This window comes from uncultured Marinobacter sp. (assembly GCF_963974375.1).
Taxonomy (GTDB): Bacteria; Pseudomonadota; Gammaproteobacteria; order Pseudomonadales; family Oleiphilaceae; genus Marinobacter.
The window spans coordinates 1-20,831 of record NZ_CAXBDN010000017.1; the positions used below are offsets into that span (position 1 = coordinate 1).

Annotated in this window: 22 protein-coding genes and 3 tRNA genes; 21 read left to right on the forward strand and 4 right to left on the reverse strand. The window is 59.1% G+C overall.

Annotated elements, in window-relative coordinates; translation table 11 throughout:
- Nucleotides 1-95 precede the first annotated feature (95 nt).
- Nucleotides 96-728: an HTH-type transcriptional repressor FabR gene (gene fabR / locus AAC035_RS02615; RefSeq protein WP_339799684.1), complete on the reverse strand. Its 633-nt coding sequence runs from the start codon at nt 726-728 to the stop codon at nt 96-98.
- Nucleotides 729-909: 181 nt separating this feature from the next.
- Here fabR and aspS point away from each other — a divergent pair, with 181 nt between their 5' ends.
- From aspS to nadA, 14 genes are all read left to right on the forward strand, one after another.
- Entirely contained in the window at nt 910-2,724 is a 1,815-nt protein-coding gene (gene aspS / locus AAC035_RS02620) for an aspartate--tRNA ligase (protein ID WP_339799686.1), read from the forward strand.
- A gap of 21 nt (nt 2,725-2,745) precedes the next feature.
- Entirely contained in the window at nt 2,746-3,297 is a 552-nt protein-coding gene (ruvC, locus tag AAC035_RS02625) for a crossover junction endodeoxyribonuclease RuvC (protein ID WP_339799687.1), read from the forward strand.
- A 28-nt stretch (nt 3,298-3,325) separates the two neighbouring features.
- On the forward strand, nt 3,326-3,943 hold the full coding sequence (gene ruvA / locus AAC035_RS02630) for a Holliday junction branch migration protein RuvA (RefSeq protein ID WP_339799689.1): 618 nt from the start codon (nt 3,326-3,328) through the stop codon (nt 3,941-3,943).
- 269 nt (nt 3,944-4,212) lie between these two features.
- Complete coding sequence (gene ruvB, locus AAC035_RS02635) at nt 4,213-5,247, forward strand: Holliday junction branch migration DNA helicase RuvB (protein WP_339799690.1); 1,035 nt, start codon at nt 4,213-4,215, stop codon at nt 5,245-5,247.
- Complete coding sequence (gene ybgC / locus AAC035_RS02640; protein ID WP_339799692.1) at nt 5,234-5,692, forward strand: tol-pal system-associated acyl-CoA thioesterase; 459 nt, start codon at nt 5,234-5,236, stop codon at nt 5,690-5,692. Before ruvB ends, ybgC begins: the two co-directional genes overlap by 14 nt.
- A 3-nt stretch (nt 5,693-5,695) precedes the next feature.
- A complete protein-coding gene (tolQ, locus tag AAC035_RS02645; protein ID WP_339799693.1) occupies nt 5,696-6,388 on the forward strand; it encodes a protein TolQ in 693 nt (230 codons plus the stop codon).
- Between the two features lie 27 nt (nt 6,389-6,415).
- Nucleotides 6,416-6,862, forward strand: coding sequence for a protein TolR (gene tolR / locus AAC035_RS02650; RefSeq protein ID WP_339799694.1), 447 nt, complete (start codon nt 6,416-6,418; stop codon nt 6,860-6,862).
- A 12-nt stretch (nt 6,863-6,874) separates the two neighbouring features.
- A complete protein-coding gene (gene tolA, locus AAC035_RS02655; RefSeq protein WP_339799695.1) occupies nt 6,875-7,966 on the forward strand; it encodes a cell envelope integrity protein TolA in 1,092 nt (363 codons plus the stop codon).
- 115 nt (nt 7,967-8,081) lie between these two features.
- Nucleotides 8,082-9,347 carry a Tol-Pal system beta propeller repeat protein TolB gene (gene tolB / locus AAC035_RS02660; RefSeq protein ID WP_339799734.1) on the forward strand — a complete coding sequence of 422 codons (1,266 nt, stop codon included), beginning with the start codon at nt 8,082-8,084 and terminating at the stop codon, nt 9,345-9,347.
- Nucleotides 9,348-9,416: 69 nt separating this feature from the next.
- A complete protein-coding gene (gene pal / locus AAC035_RS02665) occupies nt 9,417-9,998 on the forward strand; it encodes a peptidoglycan-associated lipoprotein Pal (protein WP_339799697.1) in 582 nt (193 codons plus the stop codon).
- Between the two features lie 42 nt (nt 9,999-10,040).
- Nucleotides 10,041-10,799, forward strand: a complete 759-nt coding sequence (ybgF, locus tag AAC035_RS02670; RefSeq protein ID WP_339799699.1) for a tol-pal system protein YbgF — start codon at nt 10,041-10,043, stop codon at nt 10,797-10,799.
- Nucleotides 10,800-10,846: 47 nt separating this feature from the next.
- Nucleotides 10,847-10,922: transfer RNA gene (locus tag AAC035_RS02675), tRNA-Lys, on the forward strand.
- A 98-nt stretch (nt 10,923-11,020) separates the two neighbouring features.
- A tRNA-Lys gene (locus AAC035_RS02680) sits at nt 11,021-11,096 on the forward strand.
- 127 nt (nt 11,097-11,223) lie between these two features.
- A complete protein-coding gene (gene nadA, locus AAC035_RS02685) occupies nt 11,224-12,285 on the forward strand; it encodes a quinolinate synthase NadA (protein WP_339799701.1) in 1,062 nt (353 codons plus the stop codon).
- Here the strand turns inward: nadA and AAC035_RS02690 are convergent, their stop codons facing one another.
- Entirely contained in the window at nt 12,286-13,782 is a 1,497-nt protein-coding gene (locus tag AAC035_RS02690) for a M48 family metalloprotease (protein ID WP_339799703.1), read from the reverse strand. It abuts the gene before it with no gap.
- Nucleotides 13,783-13,981: 199 nt separating this feature from the next.
- Between AAC035_RS02690 and AAC035_RS02695 the strand changes: the two genes are divergently transcribed.
- Together AAC035_RS02695 and AAC035_RS02700 are read left to right on the forward strand one after the other, a co-directional pair.
- Nucleotides 13,982-14,221, forward strand: coding sequence for a sulfurtransferase TusA family protein (locus tag AAC035_RS02695; protein WP_339799705.1), 240 nt, complete (start codon nt 13,982-13,984; stop codon nt 14,219-14,221).
- A gap of 2 nt (nt 14,222-14,223) precedes the next feature.
- On the forward strand, nt 14,224-15,303 hold the full coding sequence (locus AAC035_RS02700; protein ID WP_339799707.1) for an AI-2E family transporter: 1,080 nt from the start codon (nt 14,224-14,226) through the stop codon (nt 15,301-15,303).
- A 77-nt stretch (nt 15,304-15,380) separates the two neighbouring features.
- On the opposite strand, the gene AAC035_RS02705 is transcribed toward AAC035_RS02700, so the two are convergent.
- Nucleotides 15,381-15,848 (reverse strand): peroxiredoxin, encoded by a 468-nt coding sequence (locus AAC035_RS02705; protein ID WP_339799709.1) that lies wholly within the window; start codon nt 15,846-15,848, stop codon nt 15,381-15,383.
- Between the two features lie 74 nt (nt 15,849-15,922).
- Between AAC035_RS02705 and dapA the strand changes: the two genes are divergently transcribed.
- From dapA to AAC035_RS02730, 5 genes are all read left to right on the forward strand, one after another.
- The gene (gene dapA, locus AAC035_RS02710) at nt 15,923-16,801 is read left to right on the forward strand and encodes a 4-hydroxy-tetrahydrodipicolinate synthase (RefSeq protein WP_339799710.1); all 879 of its coding nucleotides are present in this window, start codon (nt 15,923-15,925) and stop codon (nt 16,799-16,801) included.
- Nucleotides 16,802-17,944: an outer membrane protein assembly factor BamC gene (gene bamC / locus AAC035_RS02715; RefSeq protein ID WP_339799712.1), complete on the forward strand. Its 1,143-nt coding sequence runs from the start codon at nt 16,802-16,804 to the stop codon at nt 17,942-17,944.
- Between the two features lie 44 nt (nt 17,945-17,988).
- The gene (purC, locus tag AAC035_RS02720; RefSeq protein ID WP_339799713.1) at nt 17,989-18,702 is read left to right on the forward strand and encodes a phosphoribosylaminoimidazolesuccinocarboxamide synthase; all 714 of its coding nucleotides are present in this window, start codon (nt 17,989-17,991) and stop codon (nt 18,700-18,702) included.
- A 66-nt stretch (nt 18,703-18,768) separates the two neighbouring features.
- Entirely contained in the window at nt 18,769-19,497 is a 729-nt protein-coding gene (locus tag AAC035_RS02725) for a TIGR04219 family outer membrane beta-barrel protein (protein ID WP_339799715.1), read from the forward strand.
- Between the two features lie 54 nt (nt 19,498-19,551).
- The gene (locus tag AAC035_RS02730; protein ID WP_339799716.1) at nt 19,552-20,559 is read left to right on the forward strand and encodes an NAD-dependent epimerase; all 1,008 of its coding nucleotides are present in this window, start codon (nt 19,552-19,554) and stop codon (nt 20,557-20,559) included.
- Nucleotides 20,560-20,735: 176 nt separating this feature from the next.
- Here AAC035_RS02730 and AAC035_RS02735 read toward each other — a convergent pair.
- Nucleotides 20,736-20,812: transfer RNA gene (locus AAC035_RS02735), tRNA-Val, on the reverse strand.
- Between the last annotated feature and the right edge of the window lie 19 nt (nt 20,813-20,831).

The following is a 20,831-nucleotide window of genomic DNA, read 5'->3' on the forward strand; positions in this document are numbered from 1 at the left end:
CGCTCAGCCTCCGGTTCACTACAGTGACGCACAGCGTGAGCTGGTGCTGCAGAAGCTTGCCCCGGTGATTGCCAGCGTCAGCCGGGCCTGATCGGTCAGCGGGCCCGCTGGGGTGACTGGTGGGCCATCAGCTGAGAGCCCATCAGGATCATCCGCAGTTCGGTTTTCAGTTTTTCTCGCAGTTGCTCCCGGTTCTCGGGGGTTGCATCCAGAGCTTCAGCGCCCTGATTGAATACCAGAGTGACCATGGCTTCGGCCACCAGGCGGGGGCTGGACAGTGGCCGGTTACGCTCTTCAGAGAAGCGCACCAGGTCGTCGGCCAGTTCGGTGGCAAAGTGATCAATTTCTGCTCTGACGGCGTTGCGGAACTGTTTGGACACCCCGGTGCGTTCCCGCAGCATCAGCCGGAACAGGTTGGCGTTGTTGGCCAGGTACTCAAGGAACGTGTCGACCGAGGTACTGATAACGCCATCGTCCTTGCGGGCAATGCGTTTACGGGCCTGGCGCATCAGTTGACGCAGGGCCACGCCACCTTCATCCACCAGCGCCAGGCCAAGCTCATCCAGGTCTGAAAAATGCCGGTAAAAGGATGTAGGGGCAATGCCCGCCTCCCGGGCTACTTCCCGCAGGCTCAGGCTGCCGAAGCCGCGCTCGGCGCTGAGCTGCGCCAGCGCTGCGTTCATCAGCGTGCGACGGGTTCGAAGTTTCTGTTCAGCGCGGACAGACAAGGGTGTCTCCGGTCAGGGTGGATGTGCCTATTCTAGCGGCCGGTGGCGACAGGGTCACCTGTCCGGGGAGGCTGGCCAAGGGAATATGCAGCGACCCCTGATTTTGTGATCGATTGTGTTTATAATGACCCGCTTTTTCAGCGGTATCACGCTCCAACAGACAGACTCAACGGGAATGGTTATGCGCAGTCACTATTGCGGTGGAATCAACGAATCTCATATCGATCAGGACGTCACGCTGTGTGGCTGGGTTCACCGTCGCCGGGATCATGGCGGGGGTATCTTCCTGGATGTGCGTGACCGGGACGGTATTTCCCAGGTCGTGTTTGACCCGGATTCCGAGGCCAGCTTTGCGCTTGCGGAGAAAGTCCGCAGCGAGTTTGTCATCAAGGTGACGGGCCGCGTCCGCCGCCGTCCTGCCGGCACCGAGAACGCCAGTATGGCCACCGGTCAGGTGGAAGTGCTGGGCAAGGAGCTGACCATCCTGAATGCTTCGGCCACGCCGCCGTTCCCGCTGGACGAGCATGTCGATGTGGGTGAGGACGTCCGTCTGCGTTACCGCTTTGTGGACCTGCGTCGCCCGGAAATGCTGAACCGTCTGCGGTTCCGCTCAAGGGTCACCAGCTATATCCGCAACTATCTGGACAGTAACGGTTTCATGGATGTGGAAACCCCCATTCTGACCCGTGCGACGCCGGAAGGCGCCCGTGACTATCTGGTGCCCAGCCGCACCCACGAAGGTTCTTTTTTCGCGCTGCCCCAGTCACCCCAGCTGTTCAAGCAGATGCTGATGGTGTCCGGTGTTGACCGTTATTATCAGATTGCCAAGTGCTTCCGGGACGAAGACCTGCGTGCTGACCGCCAGCCGGAATTTACCCAGATCGACATCGAGGCTTCCTTCGTTAACGAAGAAGACCTGATGAACCTGACGGAATCCATGGCCCGGGACCTGTTCAAGGACGTGCTGGACGTGGAACTGCCGGAGTTTCCGCGGATGCCTTACTCCGAAGCCATGCAGCGTTACGGCAGCGACAAGCCGGACCTGCGGATTCCGCTGGAGCTGGTAGATGTGGAAGATCTGGTGGCCGGCGTCGATTTCAAGGTGTTCGCCGGTCCTGCCAAAGATCCGAAAGGTCGGGTTGCCGCCTTGCGGGTGCCCCAGGGCGGATCCCTGACCCGCAAACAGATCGATGACTACACCCGTTTTGTCGGCATTTACGGTGCCAAGGGTCTGGCCTACATCAAGGTGAACGAGCTGGGCAAAGGCGTGGAAGGGCTGCAGTCCCCCATCGTCAAGTTCCTTGGTGACGAAGTGGCCATGGCGGTGATCGAGCGGGTGGCGGCGGAAGACGGTGATATCGTGTTCTTCGGTGCCGACAGTGCCTCCGTGGTGAACGAGGCTTTGGGCGCTTTGCGCATCCGCCTGGGTCACGACCTGAACATGCTGACCAGCCAGTGGGCACCGCTGTGGGTTGTGGACTTCCCTATGTTCGAGGAAACCTCCGACGGTCGGCTGACCGCGATTCACCATCCGTTTACCGCGCCTTCCTGCAGTCCGCAGGAACTGGCAGATGCACCGGCCACAGCGCTGTCCCGGGCCTATGATATGGTGCTCAACGGCACCGAGCTGGGTGGTGGTTCCATTCGTATTCACGACGAAAGCACCCAGAAATCGGTGTTCAAGGTGCTGGGCATTGGTGAAGAAGAGGCCCGTGCCAAATTTGGCTTCCTGCTGGACGCCCTCAAGTACGGTTGCCCTCCCCATGGTGGCCTGGCCTTCGGCCTCGACCGTCTGGTCATGCTGATGACCGGTTCCAGCTCGATACGTGACGTCATTGCCTTCCCGAAAACCCAGAGCGCCACCTGCCTGATGACCCAGGCTCCGGGCGAGGTGGACGAGAAGCAACTGCGCGAACTGCATATCCGTCTGCGCAAGCCCGCTGCCAAACCGGGCGAGCAGGCGGCGGGTGACAACGCCGGAGGCGACAAGGCCTAGACCGGAAGCGGGGAGCGCGCCATGGCCATTATCCTCGGGGTTGATCCGGGCTCCCGGATCACCGGTTACGGGATTATTCGTACCCAGGGCCGGGTCACCGAGTATATCGACAGTGGCTGTATCCGGGTCGGGGAGCGGCCCATGGCGGAGCGCCTTCAGGTGATCTTCCAGAGCCTGGGTACCCTGATCGGTGAATACCGGCCTGATGAATTTGCCATCGAGCAGGTGTTCATGGCCCGCAACCCGGATTCCGCCCTGAAGCTGGGACAGGCCCGCGGGGTGGCCATTGTCAGTGCAGCCAACAGCGGTCTTGCGGTCCATGAATATTCCGCGCGCCAGGTCAAGCAGGCGGTGGTGGGCACCGGTGCTGCCGACAAATCCCAGGTTCAGCACATGGTGCAGATGTTGCTGAGCCTGTCCCGCAAGCCTCAGGCCGATGCCGCCGATGCGCTTGCCATAGCTTTGTGTCATGCCCACATGAGCCAGAGCCTGGCCAGAGTTGCCAAGGCTTCGGCAGACCAGAGTCCTTCGGCTTCAGCCGCTTCCAGAATTCGTGGCGGCCGCATGCGATGACTCATGCGACGACTAAGGGAGTCAGCTTTTGATCGGACGACTGCGCGGTACCCTCGTCGAAAAAACGCCAGGACAGCTGCTGGTTGAATGCGGTGGCCTTGGCTATGAAGTGGACATTCCCTACACCACGTTTTTCCATTTGCCCGAGGTTGGTCAGGAGCTGACCCTGCACACGCATTTTGTGGTGCGGGAAGACGCCCAGAGCCTGTTTGGTTTTGCCGAGCGGCTGGACCGGGATCTGTTCCGCTTGCTGATCAGGGTCAACGGCGTGGGTCCGAAACTGGCGCTTGCCATTCTGTCGGGGCTCGATGCCCACCAGTTCATTCGCTGCGTTGAAAACCGCGACACCAATGCGCTGGTCAAGCTGCCCGGAGTGGGCAAGAAAACCGCAGAACGTCTGCTGATCGACATGGTGGATCGCATCAAACAACTCGAGGGGCAGTTCTTGCCCTTCTCTCCGCCGGGCAATCGGCCGGTGACGCCGGCTCCGGGTCCCGTGGCCACAGAAGAAGCGGAATCGGCTTTGATTGCGCTGGGCTACAAGCCGCAGGAGGCGGCGAAAGCCATCGCCCGTGTGGCGGAGGACGGCATGACACCCGAGGCATTGATCCGGCAGGCACTGAAGGCCATGATTCCTGCCAGCTGACCGTGCTCCTTCTGGTCATAAAAGCACCGGATTCGGGCCCCTTGTCCGGGAACCTGTAAAGAGCGTAACGTGACACCCCGGAACCCCTTTGTACAATGGTCGCCAATGTAACGTTGGTGACCGCATCCATCCATTGGATAGTTTGGGCCAATTCGCAAGCTGTTGATTATATCGGCCGAACGCATTTATCCGGTGCCAGTCTGAACAGGTGCATCTGTCATTTATTCTGGACACAGGTATGATGGTGTTGTCCTGTAGCGAGCCAATACATGATTGAATCCGATCGACTGATATCGCCCCAGACCGGCCAGCACGAAGAAGCCTACGACCGGGCCATCCGGCCCCATCGGCTTGAAGATTACGTAGGTCAGCCTGCCGTTCGTGAGCAGATGGATATTTTTATCTCCGCTGCCCGTCGCAGAGAAGAAGCCCTTGATCATGTGCTGATCTTCGGGCCACCGGGGCTTGGCAAAACCACGCTGGCCAACATCATTGCGAACGAAATGGGCGTGGCCATAAAGACCACATCCGGTCCGGTGCTTGAGCGGGCCGGTGATCTGGCCGCATTGCTGACCAACCTTGAGCAGGGCGATGTCCTGTTTATCGATGAGATACACCGCCTCAGCGCCGCCGTCGAAGAAGTCCTGTACCCGGCGATGGAAGATTATCAGCTGGACATCATGATTGGTGAGGGCCCTGCCGCCCGCTCCATCAAGCTGGATCTGCCCCCGTTCACACTGGTGGGCGCGACCACCCGGGCGGGTCTGCTGACATCTCCGTTGCGGGATCGTTTTGGCATAGTCCAGCGTCTGGAGTTCTACAATACCCGGGACCTGACCTCGATTATCCTGCGTTCGGCACGGTTGTCCGGGGTAAACATCGAGGACAATGGTGCGTTCGAGATTGCCCGTCGTTCCCGGGGCACGCCCCGAATTGCCAACCGCCTGTTACGCCGGGTCCGGGACTTCGCGGAAGTGAAGGCCGATGGCGTCATCAGCTCGGATGTGGCTGACCTGGCACTGAACATGCTCAAGGTCGACAGTGAGGGATTTGATCACATGGATCGGCGGCTGCTGTTGGCGATGATTGAGAAATTCGACGGCGGGCCGGTGGGCGTCGACAGTCTTGCCGCTGCGATCAGCGAGGAGCGGGGAACCATTGAAGACGTGCTGGAGCCTTTTCTGATCCAGCAGGGCTTTATGGTAAGAACCCCGAGAGGACGGATGGTGACCAGCAGTGCCTATCAGCACTTCGGAGTCAGCCCGCCGTCATCAGCCCAGGAGGATTTACTTGACCGACCTTAACGCCTTGTCTGCTTTCAGTCTGCCGGTTCGGGTCTACATTGAAGACACCGACGCTGGCGGAATCGTGTTTCATGCCAAATACCTTCATTTTATGGAGCGGGCCCGCACCGAGTGGGTGCGCGCCTGTGGCGTGGGCTTGCGGGCAGGTCTCAGCGACAACTTCAGCTACGTGGTGCAGAAGCTCAGTATTCATTATTCGGTGCCTGCCAAACTGGATGACCAGTTACTGGTGACCGCCGATCTGGTGGATGCCGGGCGGGTATGGATGGATTTTGATCAGAAGGTCAGGCGACAGGCAGATGACACTCTGCTGGCCAGTGCCCGCGTAAGGGTGGCCTGTGTGGCCCTGGATACCGGCAGGCCGAAGCGGCTTCCGGAAAATCTTCAAGAACTGGTCACCGAGCATCTGGCCAGACATTCAGCAACCGTACAATCTCAGGAGTAGACGGTGGAATCAGAACTTTCGGTCTGGTATCTCATTTCCCAGGCGGGCGTCGTGGTGCAGCTGGTCATGCTGCTTCTGGCACTTGCGTCGGTGGTTTCCTGGGCGTTGATCTTTCAGCGTATACAGGTTTTCCGGAAAGCGCGGCAGGCGCAGCTGGCTTTTGAAGAGCAGTTCTGGTCCGGTATGGATCTCGGGCAGTTGTACCGGGATGTGAACGCCAACCCGACCCCCTGTTCCGGTATGGAATCGGTGTTTCGTGCGGGCTTCCGGGAGTTTTCCCGGCTGCGGCAGCAAAGCCGCGATGCGGATGCGGTCATGGAAGGCGTGCAGCGGGCCATGCGGGTTGCATTCTCCCGGGAGCAGGAGCGGCTGGAACAGCATCTGCCGTTTCTGGCAACGGTGGGTTCCACCAGTCCTTATGTCGGTCTGTTTGGTACGGTCTGGGGCATCATGAACTCGTTCCGGGGGCTGGCCCAGTTGCAGCAAGCGACCCTGGCCACCGTCGCGCCGGGTATTTCCGAGGCGCTGATCGCGACGGCCATGGGTCTGTTTGCTGCGATTCCGGCGGTCATCGCCTACAACCGGTTCTCCACAACGTCGGAGTCTCTTCTGAAGAACTACGAGACCTTCGCTGAGGAATTTTCCAGCATTCTGCATCGCCGGGTTCATGGCAGTGAAAGTGCGTCCAAGAGTTGATCGTGGAACGGGCAGGGGAGTGAGCTCATGAAAGGCTCGGGAATGATGCAGACCAATCGGCGCAAGCCCATGTCTGAGATCAATGTGGTGCCTTATATCGACGTCATGCTGGTGCTGCTGGTGATCTTCATGGTGACGGCGCCCATGCTGACCCAGGGTGTTCGGGTGGATCTGCCCCAGACAACGTCCGATCCCATCCAGGCTGAGAAGGAAACCGAGTCCATAGTGGTGTCGGTTGATATCAATGGTGCCTATTTTCTGGAGGTGGGGGACCGTGGCAGCGACCCCATGCCCCTGGCGGAAGTGAGGGAGCAGGTCGGCCGGATTCTGGCTGAGCGCGCCAATGGCGAGGTCATGGTAAGAGGCGATCAGAATGTCGACTACGGCACTGTGGGGCGGCTGATGGCGGTCCTGCAGGAGGCCGGCGCCACCAGTGTTGGCCTGATTACAGACGCCTACGAGAGCACTAACTAGGGTGACGTTCCCGTGACTGAACAGGGTTCCGAAAACAGACAGCGCTCCCAGAAGCCCACCGCCCCGGCAGGCTGGCTGTCCCCGGTCGCTTTCTCGGTGGTTTTGCACGGGCTGATCGTGGTGGTGACGCTGGTGGGCTGGAGCTGGACGAAGCCGATGGAAGAACCGGTTCAGCGCAGCATCTCTGCCCGTCTGGTGTCGCCCGAGACGCAGCAGCCAAGTGCACCACCGCCAAGCACACCGCAGCCGGCCCCCCAAGAGGAGGAGCCGGAGCAGCAGCAACGGGAGCAGCAGGAACGCGAGGCTCAGTTGCGCCAGCAACAGGAACAGGAACAGGAACAGCAACGCCAGCAGGAAGAACAGCAGCGTCAGCGGGAGGCTGAGCGCCAGCGTCGGGAACAGGAACAGGCGCAGGCCAGACAGCGGGAACAGGAAGCCGCCACCCGCGAGCGTCAGGAGCAGGAAGCGGCGAGACAGAAAGCCGAAGCCGAGGCCCGGGAGCGCGCCCGCCAGCAGGCCGAGCAGGAAAAGCGGCAGCAGCAGGAAGCGGAGCGTCGCGCGGAAGAGCAGCGCAAGGCCGAACAGGAACGTGAGCGGCAGGAACAGCAGCAGCGCGAGGCGGAGGAGCGCCGGCGTCAGGAAGAGGCCGAACGGCAGCGCCAGGAAGCTGAAGCCCGTCGTCGCGAGCAGGAGCGGCAATTGCGGGAGCAGCAGCTTCAGTCCCTTGCTCAGGAGGCCGAACAGGCCCGCGAGGCTGAGGCCAGACAGGCGGCTGCTGCGGCAGAGGCGAGAGCCCGCGAGCAGCAGATGTTGTCCGAGAGCGAGCGCTACCAGGGACTGATTCGTGAGCGCCTGAGCGCGGCCTGGTATCCACCGGCATCGGCCACTGAAGAAATGACGGCGCAGCTGCAGATCACGTTGCTGCCAACCGGCGAACTTTCGTCGGTCCGACTGGTCAGGAGTAGCGGAAACGCTGCCTTTGACAATTCGGCATTGAGCGCTGTGCGGGGCCTCAGTCGGTATCCGGTACCGGAACGCAGGGATACCTTTGAACGTTACTTCCGGCAGTTTACGATTGAATTCAATCCCCGTCGTCTGCGATAAGGCAGTGTACGGGTAACAGTGGAACGAGGATCGTGAGGCGAACATGAAGGTGATAACCGAAGCCAAATCCCATCCGTTGAACCGCCTGCTGGCCGGGTTCAGTGTTCTGCTTCTGATGACGGCGCTGGCCTGGTCCCCGGCAGGACACTCGGAGCTTCTGATCCGCATTACCGAGGGTGCCGACTCTGCCATTCCGGTGGCGGTGGTGCCTTTTGGTCGGTCCGGAGATGTCCCGGCCGATGATGACGTCAGCCGCATCATCCGAGACAACCTCACCATGACCGGAGAGTTTCGCCCTTTGTCACCGGATCGCATGCTGAGCCTGCCCTCAAGCGGTGACGATGTGTTCTTCCGGGACTGGCGTCTGCTGGGGCAGCGCTACCTGGTGGTGGGTGGAGTGACGCGGGATGGCGACCGGCTGCGGGCCCGTTACGAACTATATGACATCAACAGCGAACGGCGTCTGCTTGGCGAGACCGCCAGTTCCTCGGTAGATAATGTCCGCAGTCTGGCTCATCACATCAGCGACAAGGTGTATGAAGCCATCACAGGGGTGCCGGGTGTCTTTTCGACCCGCCTGGCCTATGTAACAGTGGATGAGCAGGACGGCCGGCGTCGCTACCGGCTGCAGGTCAGTGACATGGACGGACGTCGGGCGCGGGTGAGACTGGAAAGCTATGAACCGATACTGTCACCTGACTGGTCACCGGATGGCCGTCGTCTCGCTTATGTATCCTTTGAAAGTGACAAGCCGCAGATTTATGTTCACGAACTCGCCAGTGGCCGTCGTACTGCCATTGCGTCCTTTCCGGGGCTGAATTCTGCGCCTTCCTGGTCTTCAGATGGTCGCTCACTGCTGATGACCCTGTCCAAGGACGGCAACGCAGAAATTTACCGGATGAGTGTGGATAGCCGTGAGCTGACTCGTCTGACCAACCATTGGGCCATTGACACCGAGGGTAGCTGGGCGCCGGATGGCAAGGGCATCGTGTTTACCTCAGACCGCTCCGGCGGCCCTCAGGTGTATATCAAGGAGTCCGACCGGGCCGAGCCCCGCAGGGTAACCTTTGGCAGCCGTTACAATGCCCGTCCGCGGATGAGTCCCGACGGTCGTTATATCTATTACGTTCATTCGCGGGAGGGAGCGTTCCATATTGCCCGCACTGAACTGAGTACCGGAGATGAAACCGTACTGACCCGGACCGGAGCAGATGAGTCTCCGAGCCTGGCCCCCAACGGTCGTTTGCTGATCTACGCCACTCGTCAGGGGGAGAATAACGTACTGACCGTTATCTCCACCGAGGGTGGTTCAACCTATACGTTGCCGGCCGCCAGAGGAGATGTTCGGGAGCCTTCGTGGTCACCGATTCTCAGCCAGTAACGGCAACGGGAAAGACAATGGTCCTCCGGGCCCATTTCCCAGATAAAACCAAACGGAAAGGAAACAGTTATGAATATTTCTATGAAAAACAAAGCGTTTGCCATTGTGCTGACCATGGGCCTGGTTGCCGGTTGTAGCACTACCGGCGACGATATGGATGGCGACGACGTCTATGGTGAAGACATGTCTGCGGTTGATCAGGATGGTGGCGCCGCTGTTTACGGTGGTGAAGACCGCGATGGTGTGGACAGCCGTCAGCTGAGTGACAGTGAGCGCCGTGCGGCTGAAGCCCGCGCCGGCACGGCAGAGGAAGAGGCCCTGCGTCGGATCACCACCTTCTACTTCGATTTCGATACCGCAGAAATCAAGCCTGAAGCCCGCGATGTGCTGGCAGCCCACGCCCGTTATCTGGCCAATAACCCGGGTCGCTCGGTGCGTCTTGAAGGTCATACCGATGAGCGCGGTACCGGTGAGTACAACATGGCACTGGGTGAGCGTCGGGCCAATGCGGTACAGCGGTTCATGGTGGTGAACGGGGCATCCCGCGAGCAGATTGAAACCGTAAGCTATGGCGAAGAGAAGCCGGCCGTTATGGGTTCTGGTGAGTCTTCATGGGCTCAGAACCGTCGTGTTGAGCTGGTTTTCCGCTAAACTGAAGTCTGGCCAGTCCAGATTCGCTGAGAAGGTGTGCTCATGAAAAAGTGGCTTTTAACCGTTCTCGCACTGTCCGTGTCCGGGGGCGTTATTGCGCAGTCCTCGACGCCGGCGTTTCAGAACAATCAGTCTGAAGCCCGTCGCCAGACATCCGGAAACCAGGCGAACAGTGAGCTGTTCTTTATGGTGGAGCGCTTGCGGAACGAGGTCCGGGACCTTCGTGGTCAGCTGGAAGAGCAGCAGAATCAGCTCGAACGGTTGTCGCGGCAGTCCCGGGAGCGATACATCGACCTTGATCAGCGGATACTGGAATTGTCAGAACGGCCGGCGGCAGCGGCTGGCGGTTCCGCACGCACGCAACAGCCGGCGCCCGCTCAGCGGGCACCGGCCCAGCGGGTGATGCGGGAATACCGTCAGCCGTCCCAGGCCGAGCGTGAGGCCTATGGCAAGATTCAGACGCTGATTCAGCAGGAGCGGGACTACGATGAGGCGATAAATCAGCTCTACGACTTTATCTCCGAATACCCCGAGGGCGATCTGACGGTCAATGCCTATTACTGGCTTGGCGTGGTCTACCTGGTGAAGCCTCAGCTGGAGCAGGCCCGCCAGGCGTTTACGATTGTTGCGACGCGTTTTGCGGACCACCGTAAGGCATCAGATGCACTCTACAAGCTGGGCGTCGCCTACGACCGGGATGGTGAGAAAGATGAAGCGCGCCGGCACATGGAGCGGGTTGTCAGGGAATATGGCACCAGTGAGGCTGCGGCGCTGGCGAAAAAATATCTGGCTGAGGGTTAAAAGGGGTTGATCCCCCAGCAAAAATCCGTAATATGTGCGCCTCGTTTGGGTCGTTAGCTCAGTTGGTAGAGCAGTTGGCTTTTAACCAATTGGTCGAAGGTTCGAATCCTTCACGACCCACCAATTTCGATAATCGGCAGTTTGCACTGCGGGTTACAGGTTCAGAGAACACTGACCGGATTGGGGGTACTCATCCGGCAAGCAGGTTACCAACGTTTTACGGGTCGTTAGCTCAGTTGGTAGAGCAGTTGGCTTTTAACCAATTGGTCGAAGGTTCGAATCCTTCACGACCCACCAAATCCGGTAAACTGGTCTACTTGATCAGTCGGCCGTAAAAAAGAGCCTCCGGGCTCTTTTTTTTTGCCCGAATAAGCCCCAGAGTCTTACCTGAGGGCGCCAACAAGATTTGACAGAGACCAATGCGATGACCCAAGCAGAAGACAGGATTCTCGTTCAGGAGTATCTGGCTCATGCGGCGGAGCCACAGCCTCTGAGTGATGAGGAAAAGGCTGAGCTGGAAAGCCGCATCAAGGCCGAGCTGAAAGCCCGGGATGCCGTTCTTGTGGCTCATTATTACACGGATCCGGATATCCAGCGGCTGGCGGAAGAGACCGGCGGCTGCGTGGCGGATTCGCTGGAAATGGCGCGTTTTGGTAATCGTCACCCGGCATCGACCGTGGTGGTGGCCGGTGTTCGCTTCATGGGGGAGACCGCCAAGATTCTGAACCCTGAAAAGCGGGTGCTGATGCCAACCCTGGAGGCCACCTGTTCACTGGATATCGGCTGCCCGGCGGATGAGTTTGCGGCCTTCTGTGACCAGCACCCTGATCGCACCGTTGTGGTGTATGCTAATACCTCGGCGGCGGTCAAGGCCCGCGCCGACTGGGTGGTAACCTCAAGCTGTGCCGCAGCCATTGTCGAGCACCTGGATGCCCGTGGAGAGAAGATCCTGTGGGCGCCGGATCAGCATCTGGGTAATTACATACGCAAGACCACCCGCGCAGACATGCTGATGTGGGACGGCTCCTGCATCGTGCATGAGGAGTTCAAGTTCCGTGGTCTGGAGGATCTGAAAGCCTTGTATCCCGACGCTGCGGTACTGGTACACCCGGAATCACCTGAAGCGGTGGTTGATCTGGCGGATGTGGTGGGTTCCACATCGCAGCTGATCAATGCTGTGCAGACCATGCCGAATGAACGCTTCATCGTGGCCACGGACAATGGCATCTTCTACAAGATGCAGCAGCTGGCCCCCGGCAAGACGCTGATTGAGGCGCCGACAGCCGGCAACGGCGCCACCTGCCGCAGCTGCGCCCATTGCCCCTGGATGGCGATGAACGGGCTTGAGAACCTGCTGCAGGTTCTGGAGCGTGGAGATCAGGAAGTGTTTATCGATGATGCCCTGCGGGAAGATGCCTTGCGACCCTTGCGCAGGATGCTGGATTTTACCGCCAGCATGAACCTCAAGGTTGCCGGTAACGCCTGATCAGGAGCGTCGGTTCGCCAGCATGCGATTGACGTCCGCCAGTCGTTCAGAAATTACCTGCCGTAACGGTGCGTCAGGCCGCACCCTTTCCTGTGCCTGGCGCAACTGGCGCTGGGCCGACTCCAGGTCTCCCATCAGCAGATCGTATTCAGCTCTGGCCCGATGCACCCCGATGATGTTGCGCGCCTTGCCTTCGGCCTCTGCGAGCCGCAGCCACAGATCTTCGCGATAACTGTGGTCGCGGGTGAGTATGCGTAAATGGTCTGCCGCCCGGGCGCCGTTGTTGTCGGCCAGTTCGATAGCTGCAAGCTGGTCGGTAATCGGGTAATTGCCCGGATTACGATCCAGCGCACGGGTCATCAGTACCCGGGCTGCACTGAGCTTGTCCTGTGCAATCAGTGCATCCGCCAGTGTCACCAGGTAGGTGATGCGGCGGGGATTGGATGCCAGCAGGGCGTCCAGCTCACGCTGGGCGTCTGCCGCTCGGCCTGCGGACAGATAGGCGACGGCAAGACCGTAGCGTGCCGCTTCTTTCTGGGTGGCGTCCGGTTCTTGCATGTAGGCTTCGATAGCGTCAATGGCATCATCGGCCGAGCGTGCATAGCGAACCTGCAGGCGCATGCGGATCAGGTGGTATTCGAGCGTGTCATCGGATCCGGCGGTGCCGTACTGTTCCGCCCGGCTTCGGGTATCCGAGACCCGGCTCTGGGTCAGTGGGTGGGTGGACAGGTATTCCGGAATCCGGTTTCCCTGCAGTCTGCTTTGCCGCATCATGGTTTCAAACATTTCCGGCATGCCGCGGGGGTCGAGGCCGGCACTGGCCATGATGTCCATGCCAACCCGATCCGCCTCCTGTTCGTGGGCGCGACTGTAGGCAAGCATGTTCTGAATGCTGAGCGCCTGGGTACCGGCGATGGCGGCAATGCCAGCCTCTGAACCCGTCGCGGCGGTGATCAGAATGCCGGCAATAATGCCGGCAACGGTCAGGGGTGCGGACCGCTCCTGCTGTTCCAGCCGGCGGGAAAAATGACGCTGGCTGAGGTGCGCCAGTTCATGGGCAATCACCGATCCGAATTGCTGCTCAGTGCTGGCGTTCAGGAACAGGCCGCCGTTGACACCGACAATATTGCCGGGCACGGCAAATGCGTTAATAGCGGGATTGTCGATAACCACCAGGGTCAGCTGGCGGTTGTTCATCGGAGTGTGGGGCACCAGCCGGTAGACAATGGATGCCAGGTAGTCATTGGTTAACGGATCATGGACCTGACTGGCGGATCGCCGCAGGGAGCTCATCACCTGCTGGCCGATATCCTGTTCCATCTGGTCGGAGAGCAGGCCGCCGCCAAGACCGCCGATGGAGGGCAGCTCACGTTCCTGGGACTGTGCCTGAGCCAGAACCGGTGCTGACAGAGCCAGGACCGCAAGTGCAATAAGGCTTGCGGCCACCAGGGTGAGACCCTGTTTGCAATGTGCGTGCTGTTGGGAATCGTATTTCATAGCTTGCCTGATATACTCCACGGAAATCGATGCAACCCTTGCCCGTGACGGGCATAATGGTGCGGCCCGGGCACTGTTACTGGACATTTCAATGTCAGTGATGAGGTGTTCTCCGGAATAGTCCGGCGCACTGACTTCAGGCTTTCTCTATAACACCACGCTGTACATCTTACAGAACAGGAATCAGAACCGTCGTCTTATGACAGATGTTACCCTCGATGTAACCGGGCTGCGATGCCCCATGCCACTGCTCAAAGCAAAGCTTCAGCTGAACGCCATGGCGCCAGGCCAGCGGCTCGAGGTACTGGCCACAGACGCCGGGTCTGCCCGGGACATTCCTGCCTGGCTGGAACACAGCTGCCACACACTGGTTGACAGCACTGAAATCCAGGGCTGTTTTCGCTTTACCATTGTTGTCGGACACCCGGAGACACACTAGGCATGGTTCGTATTTTACGTGGACTTGCTCACAAATACTTTTCAGATGACGAAGCGGTCATACTTTTTTTACTGCTGCTCGGCGGTGTGCTGGCGGTTATCTTCTTTGGTGCCATGCTGGCTCCAGCCATTGCCTCGGCCATTATTGCTTTCATCCTGCAGGGTGTCGTGACTCGTCTGGTGCGCTGGGGCGTGCCCGAAATAGCAGCCATTGGCAGTGTATTCGTGGTCTTTCTGGGCAGTCTGGCCGGCTTTCTGTTCGGGCTGCTACCGCTGATCTGGACGCAGCTGGCTTCACTGGCGGCGGAAGCGCCGCGTATCATCCGCGAAATGCGCACCTACCTGGAGTTGTTGCCAGACCGCTACCCGTCCCTGGTATCCATGGATGTGGTCAATAACGTTTATTACCAGGTGACCGCAGAGGCGGGGCGCCTGACTCAATGGCTGGTTTCTTTTTCCATCAGCAGTATTCCGGATCTGCTGGGTCTGCTGATCTACATGGTACTGGTGCCGATACTGGTGTTCTTCTTCCTGAAAGACCGTCGGGTTCTGCTGGCCTCGTTGGCCCGGCTGCTGCCGCATCAGCGACCGCTGATGGCGACGATCTGGCAGGAAGTGAATCAGCAGTGCGCAAACTATGTTCGCGGCAAGGCCGTGGAAATCCTGATTGTCGGCAGTGTTACCTACGTGGTTTTCAAGTTTCTCGGGGTACCGTACGCGGCGTTGTTGTCGTTGCTGGTGGGGTTGAGCGTGGTCATTCCCTACATCGGCGCGGCCGTTGTTACCTTGCCGGTGGCGATGATTTCGCTGTTTGCCTTTGGCTGGGGTAGCCAGTTTATCTGGGTCATGGTGGCTTATGGCATTATTCAGGCACTGGATGGCAACGTGCTGGTGCCACTGCTTTTCTCGGAAGTGAACAACCTGCATCCGGTGATCATTATCGTGGCAGTGCTGTTTTTTGGCGGTATCTGGGGGCTGTGGGGCGTTTTCTTCGCAATTCCGCTGGCAACCATGGTCAAGGCGGTGTTCAACGCCTGGCCGGTAAGGTCGGCTGGTGTAAGGTCAGCGGACGTGCCTGAATAGAGCAGGCCGGTGCTGGATGGCTGCAGATCCCGGGGCTGGTTTACAATAGCTGGTCCCGGGATTCTGGCAGGTCCGGGTTACAGGTTCTTCACCGCCACCAGCACTTCTTCGGCATGACCCTTGACCTTGACGCCGCGCCATTCCCGGCGCAGCACGCCTTGCCGGTCAATCAGGAAGGTACTCCGGTCGACGCCCATATATTCTTTGCCGTAGTTTTTCTTGAGCCTGATAACGTCAAACTGGCGGCAGATTTCCTCATCCTTGTCAGAAATGAGATGGAACGGAAATCCATATTTGGTACGGAAGTTGTCGTGGGCCTTGAGTCCGTCCCGGGAAACACCGAAAATGACGGTGTTGAGCCGGCTGAATTCGTCATGCAGATCGCGAAAATCTTCGCCTTCCCTGGTGCATCCCGGCGTGTTGTCTTTCGGGTAGAAATAGATCACAACGTTCTGGCCCCGCAGGTCCGATAAACGTATGGTCTGATCGCCCGTCGCTGCACCGGTAAAATCTGCGACAGGCTGGTCAAGTTCTGGCATTGCCATGGCTTCTCCCTTGTTTCCCTTGTGTCGGCTGACACCCAACATTACCATAACCGTTTTACCTGCACGGAGTCTTTATGATTACTGGTAGCCTCGTTGCACTGGTGACGCCCATGCACCCGGATGGCAACATCCATTGGGAGCAACTGGACGGGCTGGTGGACTTTCACCTTCAGAACGGCACCCACGGCATTGTCGCGGTGGGCACAACCGGCGAGTCCGCAACCCTGGACCCGGAAGAGCATTGCAAGGTGGTTGGCCATATCATAAAACGGGTTGCAGGACGGATTCCGGTCATTGCCGGTACCGGCGGCAACTCCACCCGGGAAGCCATCGAACTGACCACCGCCGCCCACAAGCTCGGTGCTGATGCCTGTCTGCTGGTGGTGCCTTATTACAACAAGCCCACCCAGGAAGGGCTTTATCTGCATTTCCGCGCCATTGCCGAAGCCGTGCCGGGCGTTAGTCAGATCCTGTACAACGTGCCCGGACGTACCGCCTGCGACATGCTCAATGAGACCGTGGTGCGACTGGCTGATATTCCGAACATTGTCGGTATCAAGGATGCGACCGGGAATATTCCCCGGGGGGCAGAGCTGATCGCAGCCGTTGAAGGACGCCTTGTGGTCTATTCCGGCGACGATGCCACGGCGGCCGAACTGATGCTGGCCGGCGCCAAGGGTAACGTCTCGGTGACCGCCAACGTGGCACCGGTGCTGATGTCGAAGTTGTGCGAAGCGGCCATCGCAGGTGATCGCGAGCAGACCGCCGCCATCAACGAGAAGCTGTCCCTGCTGAACCGCAAACTGTTCCTCGAGGCCAATCCGATTCCGGTCAAATGGGCGCTGCAGCGTATGGGCCTGACCGACAGTGGTATCCGTCTGCCGATGACCCAGCTGAGTGAAAAGTTCCACGGTGAAGTGGAAGAAGCACTTCAGGCAGCGGGCGTACTTTGAATGACTGATCGTTTTAACGTGTTTCAGCAAGTAAAGCGGGGTTCAGAATTGCAACTTGAAACAGGCGGAACTCATCGGTCCTGGCTTGGCCCGATCTCCCTTGCCGCCCTGCTTGTGGTGGGTTTCGGACTGGCCGGGTGCGGCGTTCTCACTGATCGTTCCCAGAGTTACGTGGATGCGCCGGATGGTAAACCGCTGCAAACTCCGGACGGCGAAGAGCTGGCCCGTCAGCGGGAAGCTTATCCGGTACGCCAGCTCAGCCAGACCGGAGCAAGCGGCCACCGTGGTGGCATTCCCAAACCGCCGGACATGACATCGGACATTCTGGATGAGAATTACGTCATCGAGAATCTTGACGATCAGTCCTGGCTACTGGTGAACGACGTGCCCGGCAGAATCTGGCCCGCCGTCAATGCCTGGATGACCGAGCGTGGTCTGGGCATCGCCGCCAGCAGCACCCAGCTGGGTATGCTGCAGAGTGAACTGGTCAATTACAGTCGTCGCGCCAGAACCTTGCTGGAGCTGGACGATGCCTCCGATGGTGAAGCGCTGATGCTGGTTCAGGCCAGAATCACCGCAGGTGTCCGTCGTCGTACCACGGAAATCCAGCTGCGACCGCTGGTGGTGGGTGAGGCTGCGGCCGCCAGGGAGCTGATCCAGTGGCAGGACCAGCCCCTGGATCAGGCGCTGGAAGAGTCTCTGCTGTCGGATCTTTCCGAGTTCCTGCAGAACCGTGAAGACAGCCGGTCCTATTCCCGGGCAGCACTGGGCATGGTCGGTGAGCGCCGGGTGACACTGGAATCCGGTGATGAAGACAATCCGCGACGAATTGCCATAGAGCTGCCCTACGATCGTGCCTGGAATGAAATCCGGCGCATCCTGAACGATGAAAGCGTTCCGGTACTGGATCTTGATCAGACCGCCGGCTATTTCCTGGTCGACGGCCGTTCCGCCGAAGATCGTCAGCGGAGCTGGCCGGCACGCTGGTTTGCAGGGCGCGAACGCTCGCCTCAGGCCAATACCCGAATCCAGCTTGAGCGGGACGGTGACCAGGTCAGAGTGACCGCCGACAGGGCCGAGGGTTTCCGGGGCCAGGATTATTCCGGCGATGTGCTTTCCCGACTGTTCGACTACCTGTATTGATGACATGCGCGCAGGGCAATTCGTCCCTGGGCCGGAGACCTGAAATGGAAAAACGTAAAGAACTCTACGCCGGCAAGGCCAAATCCGTGTTCACCACCGACGATCCGAACCGGTTTGTGCTGGTGTTCCGTGACGATACCTCCGCATTTGACGGTGAAAAGAAAGAGCAGCTCAATCGTAAGGGCATGGTGAACAACCGCTTCAACGCGTTCATCATGGAAAGGCTTGAAGCGGAAGGCATTCCTACCCATTTTGTGGAATTGCTGTCGCCGACGGAATCCCTGGTCAAACAGCTGGATATGATTCCGGTCGAGTGTGTCGTACGCAATGTCTCTGCCGGCAGCCTGTGCCGTCGGCTGGGGGTGGAAGAGGGCAAGGATCTCAACCCGCCGACCTTTGAACTGTTTCTTAAAAACGACGCGCTCCACGACCCGATGGTCAATGAGTCGCTGGCGGTGACATTTGGCTGGGCCACGGAAGCCGAACTGGCCGAGATGAAGCGGCTGACTTACGCTGTCAATAACGTCCTGCGCAAACAGTTTGCGGACGCCGGCATGCTGCTGGTGGATTACAAGCTGGAGTTCGGACGCTGCGAAGGCCGCATCGTACTGGGGGATGAGTTCAGTCCCGATGGCTGCCGGATCTGGGATCAGGAGACCCGGAAGAAAATGGACAAGGACCGTTTTCGCCAGGGGCTCGGAGAGGTTATTGAAACCTATGAGGAAGTCGGGCGCCGTCTCGGTATCAGCTTCGACTGATACCTGAATCATTACCGGACCCTGGCCGGATCTCGGCCGGGGCTCCGACACAAGGAGATACCCCCCATGCGCAAACTTACCTCAGGCCTGCTGCTGGCCAGTCTTGGCACCTTGCCAATGGCCGCAACTGCAGACATTGTTGGCCTTGGCGCCAGCATTGGTTACTGGGATTCTGATCTGTCCGGCCGGGCTGTGAATCAGGGCTCTGCGGTGGATGTAGAGAACGATCTGAACCTGAGCAACAGTGGCCGTACCGATTTCTCCGCGTACCTGGAGCACCCGGTGCCGCTGCTGCCCAATATACGGGTCAATTACCTGTCCATTGACCAGAGTGGCCGGGGCACACTGACCACCGGTTACGACGGTATCGGTGCCGGCGTACCTGTCAGCTCGGAACTGGAACTGACCCAGCTGGACGTCACTCTGTACTACGAGATTCTGGATAACTGGGTGAATCTGGACCTGGGCCTGACCGCCCGCGATCTGGACGGTGAGCTGAACGTGGCTGGTGGCGGTCAGCTCAGCCGCACCGAGATCGATGCGGTTATTCCCATGCTCTATGTGGCGGCCCGTTTTGATCTTCCCCTGAGTGGACTTTCTGTGGGTGTTGACGGTAACGCCATCGCCTTCGACGGTGATTCGGTCTACGACTTCAACGCCTACGGTCAGTACAGCTTTTCCGGTGCCTACCTGCGGGCCGGTTACCGGCAGATGACGGTGGATTACGAAGACGGCAACGACCGTCTGGACATCGAGCTGGGCGGGCCATTTGTCAGTGCCGGCTTCACCTTTTGACAGGGGCCCTTCCGGGCCCTTTTTTAATGCGGATCAGGGAACAGGGAACAGGTCGTGAAAATTCTGGTTACCGGCACTGCCGGCTTTATAGGTTACCACCTGGCGCTTCGCCTGCTGCAGCGGGGTGATGAGGTCATCGGCGTCGACAATGTCAATGACTACTACGATGTGTCCCTGAAAGAGGCCAGGCTGGACGGACTCCGGGGTTTTGAGGGCTTCATGGAAGTCCGCCAGGACATAGCCGACCGACCGGTGATGGATACCCTGTTCCGTGACCATAAACCGGAACGGGTAGCGCACCTTGCCGCCCAGGCCGGTGTCCGCTATTCGCTGGAAAACCCCAATGCCTACGTGGACTCCAATCTGGTGGGATTCATGAACGTGCTGGAGGGCTGTCGCCACCATGGCGTGGAGCATCTGGTGTACGCCTCCAGCAGCTCCGTATACGGCGCCAATGAAACCATGCCGTTCTCGGTGCATGACAATGTGGATCATCCCCTGAGCCTGTACGCGGCCTCCAAGAAAGCCAACGAGTTGATGGCACACACCTACAGCCATCTGTATCAGCTGCCCACCACCGGGCTGCGGTTCTTTACTGTGTATGGCCCCTGGGGCCGGCCGGATATGGCGCCGTTCATCTTCACCCGCAAGATTCTGGCCGGCGAAACCATCGATGTGTTCAATCATGGCCACCACCAGCGGGACTTCACCTACATTGACGATATTGTCGAAGGGGTGGTGCGGGCTCTCGACCACGTAGCCCTGCCAAACCCGGACTGGAACGGCCTGACTCCGGATGCCGGTTCCAGCAAGGCGCCTTATCGCCTGTACAACATCGGCAGCAACAACCCCGAAGAACTGTCCCGGTTTATCGAAATCATCGAACAGAAAACCGGTAAAAAAGCCGATAAAAACCTGCTGCCCATGCAGCCCGGTGATGTCCTGGCCACCTACGCCGATGTGGATTCGCTGATTGCGGATGTAGGCTACAAGCCGCAAACCTCGCTGGAAGAGGGGCTTGGCAAATTCGTGGACTGGTACCGGGATTTCTACAAAGTCTGAATACCCCAGGGAAGGAACTGTATGACGGATGCCCAGCTTGCCGATAACAACCTGATCGAATCGTTCCGCATGCATGCCCGTTGGCAGCAGCCAGTGGAACTGTTGGAAGACAACGGGATACTATAGCCGCAAACAAAAAGCCCCCAGGCTTCGCAGCAAGGGGGCTTTTCAGTATTTGGTAGGACCACCCGGATTCGAACCGGGGACCTCTACCATGTCAAGGTAGCGCTCTAACCAACTGAGCTATGGTCCTGTGTCAACGGGGAGGCAAT

Bases quoted from the DNA above. Each gene is read 5' to 3' on its own strand.
- AAC035_RS02700 (WP_339799707.1), top strand. From the start codon at position 14,224: ATGGTTCGTATTTTACGTGGACTTGCTCACAAATACTTTTCAGATGAC.
- AAC035_RS02695 (WP_339799705.1), top strand. From the start codon at position 13,982: ATGACAGATGTTACCCTCGATGTAACCGGGCTGCGATGCCCCATGCCA.
- tolR (WP_339799694.1), top strand. From the start codon at position 6,416: ATGAAAGGCTCGGGAATGATGCAGACCAATCGGCGCAAGCCCATGTCT.
- AAC035_RS02705 (WP_339799709.1), bottom strand. From the start codon at position 15,848: ATGGCAATGCCAGAACTTGACCAGCCTGTCGCAGATTTTACCGGTGCA.
- pal (WP_339799697.1), top strand. From the start codon at position 9,417: ATGAATATTTCTATGAAAAACAAAGCGTTTGCCATTGTGCTGACCATG.
- bamC (WP_339799712.1), top strand. From the start codon at position 16,802: ATGACTGATCGTTTTAACGTGTTTCAGCAAGTAAAGCGGGGTTCAGAA.
- ruvB (WP_339799690.1), top strand. From the start codon at position 4,213: ATGATTGAATCCGATCGACTGATATCGCCCCAGACCGGCCAGCACGAA.
- purC (WP_339799713.1), top strand. From the start codon at position 17,989: ATGGAAAAACGTAAAGAACTCTACGCCGGCAAGGCCAAATCCGTGTTC.
- tolB (WP_339799734.1), top strand. From the start codon at position 8,082: ATGACGGCGCTGGCCTGGTCCCCGGCAGGACACTCGGAGCTTCTGATC.
- dapA (WP_339799710.1), top strand. From the start codon at position 15,923: ATGATTACTGGTAGCCTCGTTGCACTGGTGACGCCCATGCACCCGGAT.
- AAC035_RS02725 (WP_339799715.1), top strand. From the start codon at position 18,769: ATGCGCAAACTTACCTCAGGCCTGCTGCTGGCCAGTCTTGGCACCTTG.
- AAC035_RS02690 (WP_339799703.1), bottom strand. From the start codon at position 13,782: ATGAAATACGATTCCCAACAGCACGCACATTGCAAACAGGGTCTCACC.
- nadA (WP_339799701.1), top strand. From the start codon at position 11,224: ATGACCCAAGCAGAAGACAGGATTCTCGTTCAGGAGTATCTGGCTCAT.
- ruvC (WP_339799687.1), top strand. From the start codon at position 2,746: ATGGCCATTATCCTCGGGGTTGATCCGGGCTCCCGGATCACCGGTTAC.
- ybgF (WP_339799699.1), top strand. From the start codon at position 10,041: ATGAAAAAGTGGCTTTTAACCGTTCTCGCACTGTCCGTGTCCGGGGGC.
- aspS (WP_339799686.1), top strand. From the start codon at position 910: ATGCGCAGTCACTATTGCGGTGGAATCAACGAATCTCATATCGATCAG.